Origin of the sequence: Kurthia massiliensis (assembly GCF_000285555.1) — a bacterium.
In the GTDB taxonomy this organism is placed as follows: domain Bacteria; phylum Bacillota; class Bacilli; order Bacillales_A; family Planococcaceae; genus Kurthia; species Kurthia massiliensis.
Genome location: NZ_HE610996.1, coordinates 269,019 through 285,971, shown reverse-complemented (window position 1 = coordinate 285,971; position 16,953 = coordinate 269,019). Strand labels below are relative to the sequence as shown.

General features: G+C 40.1%; 12 protein-coding genes and 2 pseudogenes. All 14 read left to right on the top strand.

The window, feature by feature from the left end; genetic code table 11:
* Positions 1-78: 78 nt before the first annotated feature.
* Positions 79-3,009, top strand: a pseudogene (locus KMHG_RS17235) (PolC-type DNA polymerase III); the annotation flags it as partial.
* A 725-nt stretch (positions 3,010-3,734) separates the two neighbouring features.
* Positions 3,735-5,561, top strand: a complete 1,827-nt coding sequence (gene ltrA, locus KMHG_RS01775) for a group II intron reverse transcriptase/maturase (RefSeq protein WP_010286325.1) — start codon at positions 3,735-3,737, stop codon at positions 5,559-5,561.
* Between the two features lie 109 nt (positions 5,562-5,670).
* Positions 5,671-7,074 (top strand): annotated as a pseudogene (locus tag KMHG_RS17230) (PolC-type DNA polymerase III); the annotation flags it as partial.
* Between the two features lie 132 nt (positions 7,075-7,206).
* Positions 7,207-7,695, top strand: a complete 489-nt coding sequence (gene rimP, locus KMHG_RS01765; RefSeq protein WP_010286321.1) for a ribosome maturation factor RimP — start codon at positions 7,207-7,209, stop codon at positions 7,693-7,695.
* 23 nt (positions 7,696-7,718) lie between these two features.
* Positions 7,719-8,849 carry a transcription termination factor NusA gene (nusA, locus tag KMHG_RS01760; RefSeq protein WP_010286317.1) on the top strand — a complete coding sequence of 377 codons (1,131 nt, stop codon included), beginning with the start codon at positions 7,719-7,721 and terminating at the stop codon, positions 8,847-8,849.
* Between the two features lie 27 nt (positions 8,850-8,876).
* Positions 8,877-9,149 (top strand): RNase P modulator RnpM, encoded by a 273-nt coding sequence (gene rnpM / locus KMHG_RS01755; protein ID WP_010286315.1) that lies wholly within the window; start codon positions 8,877-8,879, stop codon positions 9,147-9,149.
* A 1-nt stretch (position 9,150) separates the two neighbouring features.
* The gene (locus KMHG_RS01750) at positions 9,151-9,465 is read left to right on the top strand and encodes a YlxQ family RNA-binding protein (protein ID WP_010286314.1); all 315 of its coding nucleotides are present in this window, start codon (positions 9,151-9,153) and stop codon (positions 9,463-9,465) included.
* Between the two features lie 155 nt (positions 9,466-9,620).
* Entirely contained in the window at positions 9,621-11,555 is a 1,935-nt protein-coding gene (gene infB, locus KMHG_RS01745; RefSeq protein WP_010286313.1) for a translation initiation factor IF-2, read from the top strand.
* The gene (locus KMHG_RS01740) at positions 11,555-11,833 is read left to right on the top strand and encodes a DUF503 domain-containing protein (RefSeq protein WP_010286312.1); all 279 of its coding nucleotides are present in this window, start codon (positions 11,555-11,557) and stop codon (positions 11,831-11,833) included. The genes infB and KMHG_RS01740 overlap by 1 nt, the downstream gene beginning before the upstream one ends.
* Before the next feature lie 16 nt (positions 11,834-11,849).
* On the top strand, positions 11,850-12,206 hold the full coding sequence (rbfA, locus tag KMHG_RS01735; RefSeq protein ID WP_010286311.1) for a 30S ribosome-binding factor RbfA: 357 nt from the start codon (positions 11,850-11,852) through the stop codon (positions 12,204-12,206).
* 106 nt (positions 12,207-12,312) lie between these two features.
* A complete protein-coding gene (gene truB / locus KMHG_RS01730; RefSeq protein WP_010286310.1) occupies positions 12,313-13,227 on the top strand; it encodes a tRNA pseudouridine(55) synthase TruB in 915 nt (304 codons plus the stop codon).
* A 12-nt stretch (positions 13,228-13,239) separates the two neighbouring features.
* Positions 13,240-14,190 (top strand): bifunctional riboflavin kinase/FAD synthetase, encoded by a 951-nt coding sequence (locus KMHG_RS01725; protein WP_010286309.1) that lies wholly within the window; start codon positions 13,240-13,242, stop codon positions 14,188-14,190.
* Positions 14,191-14,382: 192 nt separating this feature from the next.
* Entirely contained in the window at positions 14,383-14,652 is a 270-nt protein-coding gene (gene rpsO, locus KMHG_RS01720; RefSeq protein ID WP_010286308.1) for a 30S ribosomal protein S15, read from the top strand.
* Between the two features lie 167 nt (positions 14,653-14,819).
* Positions 14,820-16,940, top strand: coding sequence for a polyribonucleotide nucleotidyltransferase (pnp, locus tag KMHG_RS01715; protein ID WP_010286306.1), 2,121 nt, complete (start codon positions 14,820-14,822; stop codon positions 16,938-16,940).
* Positions 16,941-16,953 lie beyond the last annotated feature (13 nt).

The following is a 16,953-nucleotide window of genomic DNA, read 5'->3' as shown; positions in this document are numbered from 1 at the left end:
TTTTGTGCGGAAAAGATGTATGAACCTCTTTTTTCACGTACAATAGAGAGTGAACGTTAAAAGAAAGTAGGTGCTACCATGTCAAACGAACATGAGGCGAGACAACGTTTTCAGATTCTTTTACAACAAATTGGTCTGACAGATGATATTTATATGCCGTTTTTTGAAGCGGCAGAAATGACACGTATGACGGTGCATAAAACAAATCGTGTTTGGCAGTTTACGTTAAAAACGCCAAATATTTTACCGTACAAAGTGTATGAAATTTTCAAGATGAACGTTGAAAGAGCTTTTGCAAATATTGCACAAGTGAATTTACAATTTACGACGGCAACGCCGAACGTAACAGAAGAGTTAGTACAAGATTATTGGATGACAGTTGTGAATGATTTAGAAGCAATTTCACCACCGCTGCGTCAAGGGTTAGCAGAACAATTACCAGCTTGGAATGGTCAAAAATTAAGCTTAACGTGTAAGCGCGATTTTGAGCTAGATGCGTATAAGCATAAATATACGGATAAAATCGGTGAAAACTATACGTACTACGGTTTCCCAAAACTACCTGTTGATTTCACATTATGTGAAGCGACAGAAGAACTTGCTGCAGAACAACAACAATTTTTAGAGAAGCGTCGCATTGAAGAAGAGCAGTTTGCGAAACAAGCTGTAGAAGAAATGCAAAAACGTGAACAAGAAAAAGAAGCAGGCGTTAGCGCTGAAGCTGCAGATCGTCCATTCCAATTAGGGATTGCGATGAAACCAGATGATACATTAATGGAAATTCAACAAATTCAAGATGAAGAACGTCGTGTAACGATTGAAGGCTTTGTCTTTGATGTAGAAGTAAAAGAATTGCGTAGTGGTCGCTCACTTATGACAATGAAAGTAAGTGACTATACGGATTCGATTTTAGTGAAAATGTTCTCTCGTGATAAAGAGGACGTAGCTATTATGCAACAGGCGAAAAAAGGTATGTGGGTACGCGCGCGTGGTTCGATTCAAAACGATACGTTCGTGCGCGATCTTGTTATGATGGCACAAGATATGCAAGAAATTCGCCCGCAAATTCGTCAAGATAAAGCTCCAGAAGGTGAACGTCGTGTTGAATTACACATGCACTCAAATATGAGTCAAATGGATGCAACAGCGTCACCTGCAGCACTTGTAACGCAAGCAGCAAAATGGGGACATGAAGCGGTTGCGATTACTGACCACGGTGGTGCACAAGCATTTCCAGAGGCGTATGGCGCAGCTGAGAAAAATGGTATTAAAGCGATTTTCGGTGTCGAAGCGAACTTAGTAAATGACGGTGTGCCAATCGCGTACGAACCGCGTCACATTGAGCTAGAACACGCAACGTTTGTCGTATTTGACGTAGAAACGACCGGTTTATCCGCAGCGTACGATACGATTATCGAGCTTGCGGCTGTCAAAATTATTGATGGTGAAGTCGTCGATAAGTTTGAAAGCTTCTCAAATCCTCATCACCCATTGTCTTCTACGACGATTGAGTTAACAGGCATTACCGATGATATGGTAAAAGATGCACCAGAAGTCGTCGATATGATTGCGAAGTTCCATGATTTTATCGGCGATAGTATCGTCGTGGCACACAATGCATCATTTGATATCGGGTTCTTATATGAAGCGTATAAAAAAGCGGGGATCGATCACTTCGACCACTCGGTAATTGATACGTTAGAGTTAGCGCGTATGCTTTATCCGACGATGAAAAATCACCGTCTGAATACGCTATGTAAAAAATTCAATATCGAACTGACACAACATCACCGTGCCATCTACGATACTGAAGCAACAGGTTATTTATTGCTACATTTATTAAAAGAAGCTGTAAAAGAGAAAAATATTTTATGGCATGACGAATTTAACAATTTCGTCGGTGGCGGCGATGCGTATAAACGTTCACGTCCGACACACTGTACGATTTTAGCGCAAACACAAGATGGCTTGAAAAATATGTTCAAATTAATTAGTGAAGCGCATACCGAAACGTTTTATCGTGTACCACGTATTAAACGTTCATCGCTTGAAAAATATCGTGAAGGATTACTCGTTGGTTCGGGTTGTGCAGATGGTGAGTTTTTCACTGCTGTGATGCAAAAATCGGTGGAAGAAGCGATGGAAATTGCGAAGTTTTACGATTATTTAGAAGTGCATCCAAAAGGTGTTTATAAACCACTCATCGAACGTGAATTAATTAAAGATGAATGGAACTTAGAAGACATCGTGCGTAAAGTCATTAAAATCGGTAAAAAGCTTGATAAACCAGTGATTGCGACTGGTAATGTCCACTACATTCATGAAGAAGACGCGATTTTCCGTAAAATTTTAATTCGTTCACAAGGTGGTGCGAACCCACTGAATCGTACGGAGTTACCAGAAAGTCATTTCCGTACGACCGATGAAATGCTCGAAGATTTTGCTTTTTTAGGTGAAGATTTAGCGAAAGAAATCGTCGTGACGAATTCGCAAGCACTTGCGCAATCAATTGATAAAGTCGTGCCGATTAAAGACGATTTATATACACCAAAAATCGAAGGTTCTGACGAAGAAGTAACACGCCGTACGTATAGGATGGCACACGAAATTTACGGTGAAAACTTACCAGAAATCGTGGAAAAACGTATTGAAAAAGAATTGAAATCGATTTTAGGTCACGGGTTCGGCGTTATTTATTTAATCTCAGCGAAACTTGTAAAAAAATCGTTATCAGACGGATACTTAGTAGGGTCACGTGGTTCGGTCGGTTCGTCACTCGTGGCGACATTTATGGAGATTACCGAAGTAAATCCACTCGCACCGCACTACGTTTGTCCAAACTGTAAACATTCAGAGTTCTTTGAAGATGGTTCTGTTGCGTCAGGGTATGACTTACCGAATAAAGACTGTCCACAATGTGGTACGCCGTATCGTAAAGATGGACAAGATATTCCGTTTGAAACGTTCCTAGGATTTAAAGGGGATAAGGTACCTGATATTGATTTGAGTGCGACACGTTGCTAATTGAAAAGATTAGCCACTAGATTAATCTAGGAGAACTGCTATTTCGAAGTGTGGAATGATGGGGTAACGTCCTGAAACACACTCGCTGAAGCTACGACATGCAAGCGGATGACTGCAAAACTGAAACTTGTATGAAGCTCGTTAAAGTAGGCTGAAGTTCACCCAAACAGTACGGCTGTGGAAAAGGATATCAAATCCTGTGAATGATAGGTCTGGCGTCTATAAACTTTCTATGGTTAGAATCAGTAGAACTCACTGGGACGAACCCTCGACTGACTTTTCGTGAATGTCACGTAGTAGAAATGCTACGGGGTCCAAATGAGGACTTCTAGGTGTGGATGAGTAAGCGTTTGGTTATGAAAATCCATCTTGTGTTACAGGCACATGCAAGCCTAGCGGAATTTAGGGGGAACCTAAGGAAAGATGTACAGATAGAAATAGTGGAACGTGTGAAGCCACCGAACGTATGAGGAAGTTGCATTCCAGTGAATACGGTGTAAGGAAAGGCATATAGCTATAACTTACTTTGTCGGGGTGCAGTAGTGCCATAGTACCGTTGAAGAAATGCCGATGATGACTGAATAACAAATAGGTCGGAGGATAAAACATTTCAGAGGGAAGGGCACAAGTCGTTAGTGTTGAAACTAAACCTACACAAGTCAGATTCTAGTATGACTAAAGAGAACGAAAACTTCTAAGGGAGTGATTAGTTGACTGACTTAATGATACAAAAGTTAAGAAACAACGAGTACTTTGGGTTGCAAACAACATTTGATACTCTTTATAAAGAAAGCAAGCGTGGTCGTTATTTTACAGAACTCTATGATTTAATTATTTCTGAAGAAAATATCTTGCTCGCCTTTCGTAATCTTAAAAGTAACACAGGAAGTAAAACGAAAGGAACAAATGGACACACTATTAAACATTTAAACAAAATGAATGTTGATCAACTAATTAGCCTTATTCGAAGAAGACTAGATAATTATTCACCACACGCGGTAAGAAGAGTGTTCATACCTAAACCAAATGGGAAAATGAGACCTCTAGGCATTCCTACTATTGAGGATAGATTAATACAACAAATGTTTTTACAAGTATTAGAGCCGATTACAGAGGCAAAATTTCATCCACAAAGTTATGGTTTTAGACCGAAACGCAGCACACATGATGCACTTGCAAGATGCTATCACATGGTGAATCATAGTCATCAACATTTCGTTGTTGATATAGATATCAAAGGATTCTTCGATAACGTAAATCATAAAAAGCTTATGAGACAATTATGGACAATTGGTATTCGGGACAAAAAAGTATTAGTAATCATTAAAAAGATGCTGAAAGCTGAGATTACAGGTGAAGGAGTACCAACGAAAGGAACACCACAAGGAGGTATATTATCTCCGCTACTCGCAAATGTAGTATTGAATGAGTTAGATTGGTGGGTCTCAAACCAATGGGAAACAAAACCTACACGCGTACCCTATAAGCTAAAACGTAATAAAACGGATGCTCTAAAAAAGACAAAGTTAAAACCGATGTATTTAGTCCGATACGCAGATGATTTTAAAATCTTTACGAATTCATATGAAAATGCTCGAAAGATAAAAATAGCTGTTGAAAAATGGTTAAAAGAACGTCTAGGGCTTGAAGTTAGTGAAGAAAAAAGTAAAATCACAAATTTGCGTAAAAACGGTACAGACTTTTTAGGGATAAGGTTTAGAGCGGTACAAAAAGGTAATGCTAAAACAGGCTATATCGTCAATTCTAAAATGGACCCAAAAGCCAAAACGAAGGTACAAGGTGTAATACGGCATCAATTAATTAAGCTAAGAAAAAGTCCTACTCCTCAAAAAGTGATGAATTTTAATGCGAATATATTAGGAATGCAAAATTACTATAAAATCGCTACCCGAATATCTCTAGATTTTAATGAGATAAGGCACAATATTCATCCAAATATTAAATCACTCATAGTGCGAAACATTTTTGTGAAAACAAAAGAAACGAACAATGTGATTGATAAATTTTATGGAGATTACAATTATCCGAGATTCAAAAGCAATGGATTGCTGGTCTATCCTATCGAAGCAGTTCGACATGATATACGAGGACAGCGAAAGCCTGAATTCACTATTTATAACGAGGCTGATAGAAAAGTAATTCATCGAGAGTTAAAATATGTGTCCGTAAGAGAAATAGAAATGTTTCGTAAAGGAATATATAAATCAAAAAGTACACTGTACGAAAATAATCGGTTGAGCAGATATGTAGCACAAAAAGGATGCTGTTGTATCACAGGTGAGAGATTAACCCCTCATCAAGCGATATGTCATCATATAAAGCCGACAGTACATGGCGGTACCGATGAATATGATAATCTAATTATTATTAATAAGAAATATCATATGCTCATTCATAATATAGACCCTTTAAAAAATAAGGAGTATCAAAAGATATTAAGTAAATTCGAAGTGAAAGCAATAAATAAATTAAATAGATTAAGAACGGAAGTAGGAAATCCAAAACTTAGTCTATAATTTTCAACAAAACTAACGATGGAACGCCGTATGAGTGTGAAAGCCTCACGTACGGTGTGGGACGGGGGAAAAGCTGGAGATTACATCAAAAGCTTACCTATCGTCATACTTCTCAGGTGAATACCAACCACAAGCGCATAACTATACGAAAATTTTATTCGGTGAAGACTATGCATTCCGTGCCGGTACAATCGGTACGGTCGCTGAAAAAACAGCGTACGGTTACGTAAAAGGATACGGACAAGACCACAACATTAATTTCCGTGGCGCGGAAGTTGACCGCTTAGTTCAAGGTTGTACAGGCGTTAAACGTACGACTGGTCAGCACCCGGGTGGTATTATCGTCGTACCAAGTTATATGGACATTTATGATTTCACACCGATTCAATATCCGGCCGATGATCAAAATGCAGAATGGCGCACGACACACTTTGATTTCCACTCAATTCACGATAACATTTTAAAACTCGATATTCTCGGACACGATGATCCGACTGTTATTCGTATGCTTCAAGATTTATCAGGCATCGACCCAAAAACGATTCCGACAGATGATCCTGAAGTGATGAAAATTTTCACAAGCCCAGAAGTATTAGGGGTAACAGTCGACCAAATTATGTGTAAAACCGGAACGCTCGGCATTCCAGAGTTCGGGACGAAATTCGTACGAGGCATGTTAGAAGAAACGAAACCGTCTACATTCTCAGAGCTTGTGCAAATTTCTGGTTTATCACACGGTACCGACGTATGGCTCGGCAATGCGAGTGATTTGATCGCAGATGGTACATGTGTATTAAAAGAAGTAATCGGTTGTCGTGATGATATTATGGTGTACTTGATTTATCAAGGACTTGAACCGTCACTTGCGTTTAAAATTATGGAACACGTGCGTAAAGGTAAAGGTTTAACAGAAGAAATGGAAGCTGCGATGATGGCTGAAAATGTTCCAAAATGGTATATCGAATCATGTAAGAAAATTAAATACATGTTCCCGAAAGCCCATGCTGCAGCGTATGTTTTAATGGCGATTCGTATCGCATACTTTAAAGTACATTTACCAATTCTTTATTACTGTGCATACTTCACAGTTCGTGCATCTGATTTCGACCTTATCGCGATGGTAAATGGTCCAGAAATGATTAAAGCACAAATGAAAGAAATTACCGATAAAGGTTTAGACGCTTCTGTAAAAGATAAAAGCTTACTAACAGTGCTTGAACTTGCGCTTGAAATGTGCGAGCGCGGCATGCATTTCCAAAAAGTAGATTTATATCGTTCAAAAGCAACAGAGTTTGTCATTGATGGTCAAAGTTTAATTCCGCCATTCAATGCGATTCCGGGTCTTGGTAACAGTGTAGCAGAGCAAATTGTGAAGGCGCGCGAAGAAGGCGAATTTTTATCAAAAGAAGATTTACAAATTCGTGGTCGCGTTTCTAAAACGTTGATTGACTACATGGATCGTCTCGGTTGTTTAGAAGGCTTACCAGAAGCGAACCAATTATCACTGTTCTAGGCGCTACAGTTGCATTGTGACGCTATTTATGATAGGCTTTAAGTAATTATTTGTTGATAGCACGACGGCAAAAGAGTGGGTTTTCCCGCTCTTTTCTGTTTGTCTATAACAATAGCTAGTCAGGAGGAGAGTATGAGTAAAGTTACGTCTGAAATTGAGCAACTCGCAATGCCTATCGTTGAGGAGTTAAATTTAGAACTTGTCGATGTTGAGTTTGTGAAAGAAGGACGCGATTGGTTTTTACGCGTCTATGTTGATACTCCTGAGGGCCACATCGATATCGATCAATGCGCCCAAGTAAGTGAAAGATTAAGTGAGAAGTTAGACGAAGAGGATCCTATTTCGCAAAACTATTTCCTTGAAGTATCTTCACCAGGAGCAGAACGTCCATTGAAAAAGGAAGCAGATTACATTAAAGCAATCGGCCAATTCGTTCATATGAAAACATACGAAGCAATCAACGGTATGAAAGTGTTTGAAGGTTACCTTACTTCTTATACAGAAGAAGGCGCTGAAGTTGATATGCTAATTAAAACTAGAAAAGTAAAAGTTCTCATTCCGAAAGACAAAATTGCGAACGCTAGACTTGCAATCGATTTTTCGAAACATAAAGAATTTTAAATATTGTAGGAGTGAAAAACATAATGAGTAAGGAAAGTAAGGAATTTGTTGGTGCGTTAAGCGCACTAGAAGAAAAAGGGATTTCTCGTGAAATTATCGTAGACGCAATCGAAGCAGCATTAATCAATGCTTACAAAAAGAACTATGACCAAGCTGCAAACGTACGTGTAGACTTAAACTTAGAAAAAGGTACAATGCGCCTTTACTCTCGTAAAGATGTTGTTGGTATAGTAGAAGATGAACGTTTACAAATTTCACTTGAAGATGCAAAAGACATCAACCCTGCATACGAACTTGGCGATGTAGTCGAAAAAGAAGAAGTCCCTCGCGATTTCGGTCGTATTGCTGCAACAACTGCAAAACAAATCGTAACACAACGTTTCCGTGAAGCAGAACGCGGTTTAATCTACGAAGAATACGTAGACCGCGCTGATGATATTATCAACGGTGTTGTAGAACGTATGGACGCACGTAACATTTACGTAGGCATCGGCAAAATCGAAGCTGTATTACCTCAAAACGAACAAATCCAAGGCGAAACTTACGAACCACATGATCGTATCAAAGTGTATATCACGAAAGTAGAACGCTCTACTCGTGGACCACAAGTATTCGTATCACGTACTCACCCTGGCTTACTTCGTCGCTTATTCGAGTTAGAAGTACCAGAAATTTTCGAAGGTACAGTAGAAATTAAATCAATCGCTCGTGAAGCTGGCGATCGTTCTAAAATCTCAGTATTAGCTCATAATGAAGAAGTAGACCCAGTCGGCGCTTGTGTTGGTGCAAAAGGTGCTCGTGTACAAACAATCGTTAACGAATTAAACGGTGAAAAAATTGACATCGTTGAATGGTCAGAAGATCCAATCGTATTCGTTGCAAACGCGCTTAGCCCTTCAAAAGTGTTAGACGTACAAGTTAACGAAGAAGAAAAATCAACAACTGTTGTCGTACCTGATTACCAATTATCACTTGCAATTGGTAAACGTGGTCAAAACGCTCGTCTTGCAGCGAAATTAACAGGCTGGAAAATCGATATTAAATCTGAAACAGATGCACGTGAATTAGGTATCTACCCTAATGAAAACTCTACTTTCGTACCTGTTGAAGAAGTAGAAGCAATCGATTTATACCAAGACGGCGACGAAGAATAATTCGTCCGAATTTGGGAAGGTGACAATATGCCAACGAACCGCAAAGTACCATTACGCCGTTGTGTCGCAACGGGCGAAATGCATCCGAAAAAAGAGATGATTCGCATCGTGCGTTCAAAAGAAGGCGAAGTTTCAGTCGATGAAACTGGTAAAAAATCTGGACGTGGTGCTTACGTTTCAAAAACAGAACATGCTGTAGCTGAAGCAAAACGCAAAAACGTCTTAAAACACCAATTGGAAGCAAACATTCCAGAACAAATTTATGAAGACTTACTCGCAGTAATTCGAAAGGAATCGTAAAATGACACCAGAACAAGCCATTTTTAACTTACTAGGAATCGCTGCTAGTGCAAGAAAAGTCGTCTCAGGCGAAGAACAAGTGATCAAGGAGGTTCGTTCAAACAGTGCGAAATTAGTCATTGTGTCAACGGACGCCTCTGATAACACCACAAAGAAAATGCATGACAAATGTGCATATTATAATGTTCCGATTTACACATTTGGTACGCGTGAAGCTTTAGGCCATGCGACCGGACGTGAATCGCGTGTATCTCTAGCAATCATGGATAACGGCTTTGCGAAAAAGCTATCGCAGTACTTCAACGAGTTAGCGTAAGTTGTCTGTCTATGAGATACTGGTGTTGACCACTTAAAAAGGCCATCATTATACAGCCGAAAGGACAGCCAGGAACTCGTCCTACGATGTCAGGGATGGCGAAAAAACCTGCATCGTAAAAAGACAAAAACTAAATAACAAGTAAGGAAGTACGTATGACTAATAATTCATCATCTAAACCTAACAACAATAGCGCTAATAACCGCAACAATAATAACCGTGGCGGACGCCCAGGACAAGGCGGACGTAACAACCAACGTCGTCGTCCAGGTATCAACGGTGGACAACGTCGTAAACACCGTCCAACACCTGTACCACCAGTGAAGAAAGAATTACCAGAAAAAATTACTTTCTATGAAACATTATCTGTTGGTGAGTTAGCGAAAAAATTAGGTCGCGAACCATCTGAAATTATCAAAAAATTATTCATGCTAGGCATCATGGCAACAATCAACAACGAGCTTGAGAAAGATGCAATCGAATTAATCTGTGCTGACTACGGTGTAGAAGTAGAAGAAGAAATTCGTATTGACCGTACTGACTTAAGTACTTACTTCGAAGACGAAGAAGAACACCCAGAAGACATCATGGAACGTCCTCCAGTTGTTACAATCATGGGTCACGTCGATCACGGTAAAACAACTTTACTTGACTCAATCCGTAACACAAAAGTAACTGAAGGCGAAGCAGGCGGTATTACACAACATATCGGTGCTTACCAAGTAACAGTTAACGACAAAAAAATCACATTCCTTGATACACCTGGACACGCAGCGTTCACAACAATGCGTGCACGTGGTGCGAAAATCACGGATTTAACAATCTTAGTTGTTGCAGCTGATGATGGTGTAATGCCACAAACAGTTGAAGCAATCAACCATGCGAAAGCGGCAGAAGTGCCAATCATCGTAGCGGTAAACAAAATGGATAAACCATCTGCAAACCCTGATCGCGTAATGCAAGAGTTAACAGAACACGGTTTAGTTCCTGAAGATTGGGGCGGCGATACAATCTTCGTACCAATCTCTGCACTTAAAGGCGACGGTATCGACCAACTATTAGAAATGATCCTTTTAGTTTCTGAAGTAGGCGAATTAAAAGCAAACCCTAAACGTTTAGCGATGGGTACTGTTATCGAAGCACAACTTGATAAAGGCCGCGGTTCTGTTGCGACTTTATTAGTACAAAACGGTACATTAAACGTTGGTGACCCAATCGTTGTTGGTAACACATTCGGTCGTGTCCGCGCAATGGTAAACGATCTTGGCCGTCGTGTAAAAACAGCAGGTCCATCTGCACCAGTTGAAATCACTGGTTTAAACGATGTACCACAAGCTGGTGACTTATTCGTCGTATTCGAAGACGAAAAACGCGCACGTCAAGTTGGGGAAGCTCGTCAAACACTTGCAATCCAAGAACACCGTAACGAAGGTTCTCGCGTAACTTTAGATAACTTATTCGAACAAATGAAACAAGGCGAAATGAAAGAACTTAACTTAATCGTTAAAGCCGATGTTCAAGGTACAGTAGAAGCAATGGCTGCATCATTAATGAAAATTGATGTTGAAGGCGTAAACGTGAAAATCATCCACACTGGTGCTGGTGCAATCACTGAGTCTGATATCGCGCTTGCAGCAGCATCTAACGCAATCGTTATCGGTTTCAACGTTCGTCCTGATACGAACGCAAAACGCGCAGCAGAAGCTGAAGGCGTAGACATTCGTTTACACCGTATCATCTACAAAGTAATCGAAGAAATCGAACAAGCGATGAAAGGTATGCTTGATCCTGAGTTCGAAGAAAAAATTATCGGTAACGCTGAAGTACGTGAAACATTCAAAGTTTCTAAAATCGGTACAATCGCTGGTGCTTACGTAACTGAAGGTAAATTAGTTCGTGACGCAGGCGTACGTGTTATCCGTGATTCAATCGTTATTTTTGAAGGCGAATTATCTTCATTAAAACGTTTCAAAGACGATGCAAAAGAAGTAGCAAAAGGTTACGAATGTGGTTTCACAATCGCGAACTTCAACGATATTAAAGTTGGCGACGTGATCGAAGCATTCGTGATGGAAGAAATTAAACGCTAATGATTGTTTACGCTAGTTGTGAATTTTTTATTCCAACAGCACATTCGCTGAAAGAAAAACGGGCTGTATTGCAACGTATGACAATGCGTACGAAACAACGCTTTAACGTTTCTGTAGCGGAAATCAATCATCAAGACGTGTGGCAGCGTACCGAAATTGCGCTCGTCGCTGTAGCGGCTAGTACGCAAGCAGCGAAACGTGAAATCGACCGCGCTGTCGCATTTTTAGAGACAAACCCTGAATGGGAATGTACACAAATTCATATCGAGTATTTATAGTGAGGTGAAAGCTGATATGTCACAAGTACGCGCAAACCGCGTTGCTGAGCAAATGAAAAAAGAGCTTGGCGACATTATCGGACGTAAATTAAAAGATCCTCGTGTAGGTTTTATCACTGTTACAGATGTTGCAGTAACAGGTGACTTGCAACTAGCTACGGTATATATTACGAGCTTAGGTAACGAACGTGAAAAACAAGACACGTTAAAAGGTCTTGAAAAAGCGAAAGGCTTTATCCGTTCTGAAATTGCAAAACGTATTCGTCTACGCATCACACCAGAATTATCATTCGAATTTGATGCTTCTACTGAATACGGTAATAAGATTGACCAATTATTGCGTCAACTACATGAATCTGAAAAAGATTATTAATGCATAAAAGACTAAGGGGCATCGTGCTCCTTAGTCTTTTTTATTGAAAAGAACAGTGCAAAAAGCTATGCTAAAGTATGAATCGCAACAAAAGGAGAACTTACACATGATTAACGGTATTTTACCTTTATGGAAAGAGCGCGGCATGACATCTCATGATTGCGTCTTTAAAGTAAGAAAAATTTTAAAAATGAAGAAAGTCGGCCATACGGGCACACTTGACCCTGGTGTTGATGGCGTATTACCGATTTGTTTAGGGAATGCAACGCGCCTAGCAGAGTATATTACAGATGCAGGGAAAACATACGAAGCCATCATTTCAATCGGTCGTTCAACAACGACAGAAGATGCAGAAGGCGATGTCGTTGATGAAAATTTAGCAGCGAAACGTTTTACACGTGAGGATTTACAAGCTGTTTTTGAAAAGTTAACAGGTACGATTACGCAAACACCACCGATGTATTCTGCGGTAAAAGTAAACGGTCGTAAATTGTATGAATACGCACGTGCAGGTGAAACGGTAGAACGTCCAAGTCGCCAAGTAAACATTTATGGCATCGAGCTATTAAGTGAAGAAGATGTCTTTGAAGGTGAAGAAGTGACATTCTCTGTACGCATTCATTGTGGTAAAGGTACTTACATTCGTACGCTGGCTGTACAAATGGGTGAGTTACTTGGCTACCCAGCACATATGGCGCGATTAACGCGTGTTATGTCAGGTAGCTACGAACGTGCACAATGTGTGACATTAGCTGAATTACAAGTACTTGCAGACGAAGCGCGTTTAGATGAAGCTATTCGTCCACTAGAAACAGCACTTGTCGATTTTCCACAAGAAGAAGTGACAGCAAAAAATATGAAGCAAATTAAAAATGGTATGCCACTTCCGATGCACCCAAAATTAGCAGAACATGATAAAATAGTGTTTACGGAGCAACAAAAAGCCGTTGCAGTATATGTGAAACATCCGACAAAAGACGGCGTGATGAAACCTGAAAAGATGTTTCCAAACATAGATTAGGAGTGAATTTCCATGCAAGTGATTCAACTGATGTATCCACATCATATTCATCCAGATGAAGTGGATGGGCCTTATTCACTCGCATTAGGCTTTTTTGACGGCGTACATAGAGGTCATCAAAAGGTAATCAATGCAGCGAAAGAAGTCGCACAACAAACGAATACGAAACTTGCGGTCATGACATTTGATCCGCATCCATCGCTCGTGCTAGGTGGACGTAAAGAAGCAGTCTTTTACATTACGCCACTTCAACAAAAAATCGAAATTTTAGAAGCAATCGGCGTCGATACATTATTCGTCGTACGTTTTACTTCAGATTTTGCAAAGTTAAGCCCAGAGCAGTTCGTACAATTATTTGTGCGTGATTTAGGCGTACAACATGTCACAGCGGGATTTGACTACACATTCGGTAGCCGAGGCTGCGGTAATATGGATATTATGAAACAACTTTGCGGAGAGGCAATTTCTGTACAAGTAGTCGAAAAACTAGAGGACGGGGATGATAAAGTGAGCTCTACACGTATTCGAGGCCTTTTAAAACAAGGTAATATGGAAGAAGTGCAAACGCTTCTAGGACGTCCATATCAAACACCAGGCGTTGTCGTGCATGGTGATAAACGCGGTCGTCAAATCGGTTTCCCAACAGCGAACGTACAACTACCAGAAGGTACATATACACCAGGTAATGGCGTGTACGTTGTAAAAATGAAAGTGCAAGACGAATGGTATGAAGGTATGTGCAATATCGGCTACAAACCGACATTTAAAAATCCAGATGAAAAAGTGTTAACGATCGAAGTAAACATTTTCGATTTCGAACGCAATATTTACGGTGAAGAAGTCGTCATCGATTGGTATAAACGTCTGCGCGATGAACAAAAGTTCAACGGTATTGATGCATTAATTGCACAACTCCAAGCAGATAAACAGCAATGCGTGGAGTATTTCGCACAACAAGTATAAGCATTGATAACGAAGGGGCTACACTACGTGTGTAGGCCTTTTTTTCATATGAAATAGTTGCGTCTATTAGTATTTATATGATACACTTCTGTAAGTGATTTAATCACGGGCAACCATTACTTGGTCAATCGATTCTCCAACGATGAACTCAGTAAATGGGGGTTTTTATTATTTTTAGGAGGTGTAGAGCAAATGGCTCTAACAAAAGAACGTAAAAACGAAATCATCGCGGAATTCCGCACACACGAAAGTGATACTGGTTCTCCAGAAGTACAAATCGCTGTATTAACTGCAGAAATCAACTTATTAAACGATCACTTACGTACACACAAAAAAGACCACCACTCTCGTCGCGGTTTATTCAAAATGGTAGGTCGTCGTCGTAACCTATTAAAATACCTTCGTGAAAACGATGTAACTCGTTACCGCGAAACTATCCAAAAATTAGGTTTACGTCGCTAGAATTTAATTCAGCACACAAAAGCGGGCTCGCCCCGCTTTTTCTTATGTTTTAAAACAGGCTTATACACGTTAAAAGGTGTATAAACGGATGACTTTTGATAAAATATGATATTACATAGATAAAAAATGGCACTAGCCGATATTTTGAGAGAGGGGTTCATTTTCCAATGAGCGAAAAAAAGGTTTATACCTATGAATGGGCTGGTCGTCCACTTCAAGTTGAAGTAGGCCAACTAGCAAAGCAAGCAAATGGTGCAGTCATGGTTCGCTACGGTGAAACAGCTGTATTATGTAATGCGACAGCATCTAAAAAACCGAAGCAAACAGATTTCTTCCCATTAACAGTTAACTATGAAGAAAAAATGTATGCGGCAGGTAAGATTCCAGGTGGCTTCGTGAAACGTGAAGGTCGCGCTTCTGAAAAAGCGATTTTAACATCTCGTTTAATCGACCGTCCAATCCGTCCATTATTCCCAGACGGTTTCCGTAACGAAGTACAAGTGATCTCAATGGTTATGTCAGCAGATCCGGACTGCTCTTCAGAAATGGCGGCAATGCTAGGTTCTTCTCTAGCATTAATGGTGTCTGATATTCCATTCGACGGTCCGATTGCGGGCGTACAAGTTGGTTTAATCGACGGTGAATTTATCGTCAATCCGACAGTCGAACAAGAAAAACAATCATTAATTAATCTTGTAGTAGCCGGTACGAAAGATGCAATTAACATGGTTGAAGCGGGTGCGTTAGAAGTGCCTGAAGAAACAATGCTTGAAGCAATTCTTTTCGGTCATGAAGAAATTAAAAAAGTGATTGCGTTCCAAGAAAAAATTGCTGCTGAATGTGGTAAAGAAAAAATGGTTGTAGAGTTACATGAGCTTGATGCTGACTTAGTGGCAGAAATTAATGCAGCTTACGAAACGAAAATGGTTGCAGCGATTCAAACGTATGAAAAACACGCACGTGATGAAGCAATCGAAGCAGTAAAAGCGGAAGTATTAGCAGCTTATACTGAAAAAATCGGTGACGCGGCTGATGCAGAAGATCAATTAAAACAAGTATCTCAAGTGTTAGATAAAATGGTGAAAGATGAAGTACGTCGTTTAATTACAGACGAAAAAATCCGTCCAGATGGTCGTAAACTAGACGAAATTCGCCCATTATCTTCTGAAACAGGCTTACTACCTCGTGCGCACGGTTCAGGCTTATTCACACGTGGTCAAACGCAAGTACTTTCAGTATGTACATTAGGTTCGTTATCTGAAGTACAAATCATTGATGGCTTAGGCGTCGAAGAAAATAAACGCTTTATGCACCACTACAACTTCCCACAATTCTCTGTCGGTGAAGTTGGTCCAATGCGTGGCCCTGGCCGTCGTGAAATCGGTCACGGTGCGCTAGGTGAGCGTGCGCTACTTGCAGTTATTCCAGATGAAAAAGATTTCCCATACACAATTCGTTGTGTATCAGAAGTACTTGAATCAAATGGTTCGACTTCTCAAGCATCTATTTGCGGTTCATGTCTTGCAATGATGGATGCAGGTGTACCACTAAAAGCGCCTGTTGCTGGTATTGCGATGGGTCTTGTGAAAAAAGGCGATAACTACGCAGTATTAACAGATATTCAAGGTATGGAAGATCACCTTGGCGATATGGACTTTAAAGTGGCAGGTACTGCGAAAGGTGTTACAGCGCTTCAAATGGATATTAAAATTGACGGTATTAACCGTGAAATTCTTGAGGAAGCGCTTGAACAAGCAAAACGCGGTCGTATGATTATTTTAGATTCAATGCTTGCGACATTAAACGGTCCACGTGAACAAGTATCAACATACGCACCGAAAATTGAAAAAATGCAAATCAAACCAGAAAAAATCCGTGACGTCATCGGACCTGGTGGTAAGCAAATTAATAAAATTATCGAAGCAACAGGCGTGAAAATTGATACTGAACAAGACGGTACAATTTTCATCTCATCTGTTGATAGCGATATGATTCAGCAAGCGAAAGAAATGATCGAAGCAATCGTTCGTGAAGCGCACGTTGGTGAATATTACTTAGGAAAAGTAAAACGTATCGAAAAATTCGGCGCGTTTTTAGAAATTTTCCCAGGTAAAGACGGTCTCCTTCACATTTCTGAAATTCAAGAAGAACGTACGAATAACGTAGAAGATGTATTAAAAATGGGTGACGAGTTACTCGTGAAATGTATCGAAATCGATGCAAAACATCGTGTCAACTTATCACGTAAAATCGTCGTTCAAGAAGAAAAAGAAAAAGCTGAAGCATAAAAATTGCGCAGTT

Excerpts from the sequence above, each read along its gene's own strand:
- rbfA (WP_010286311.1), top strand. The coding sequence starts at position 11,850 with ATGTCACAAGTACGCGCAAACCGCGTTGCTGAGCAAATGAAAAAAGAG.
- nusA (WP_010286317.1), top strand. The coding sequence starts at position 7,719 with ATGAGTAAGGAAAGTAAGGAATTTGTTGGTGCGTTAAGCGCACTAGAA.
- rnpM (WP_010286315.1), top strand. The coding sequence starts at position 8,877 with ATGCCAACGAACCGCAAAGTACCATTACGCCGTTGTGTCGCAACGGGC.
- KMHG_RS01740 (WP_010286312.1), top strand. The coding sequence starts at position 11,555 with ATGATTGTTTACGCTAGTTGTGAATTTTTTATTCCAACAGCACATTCG.
- pnp (WP_010286306.1), top strand. The coding sequence starts at position 14,820 with ATGAGCGAAAAAAAGGTTTATACCTATGAATGGGCTGGTCGTCCACTT.
- rimP (WP_010286321.1), top strand. The coding sequence starts at position 7,207 with ATGAGTAAAGTTACGTCTGAAATTGAGCAACTCGCAATGCCTATCGTT.
- KMHG_RS01725 (WP_010286309.1), top strand. The coding sequence starts at position 13,240 with ATGCAAGTGATTCAACTGATGTATCCACATCATATTCATCCAGATGAA.
- infB (WP_010286313.1), top strand. The coding sequence starts at position 9,621 with ATGACTAATAATTCATCATCTAAACCTAACAACAATAGCGCTAATAAC.
- truB (WP_010286310.1), top strand. The coding sequence starts at position 12,313 with ATGATTAACGGTATTTTACCTTTATGGAAAGAGCGCGGCATGACATCT.
- KMHG_RS01750 (WP_010286314.1), top strand. The coding sequence starts at position 9,151 with ATGACACCAGAACAAGCCATTTTTAACTTACTAGGAATCGCTGCTAGT.
- rpsO (WP_010286308.1), top strand. The coding sequence starts at position 14,383 with ATGGCTCTAACAAAAGAACGTAAAAACGAAATCATCGCGGAATTCCGC.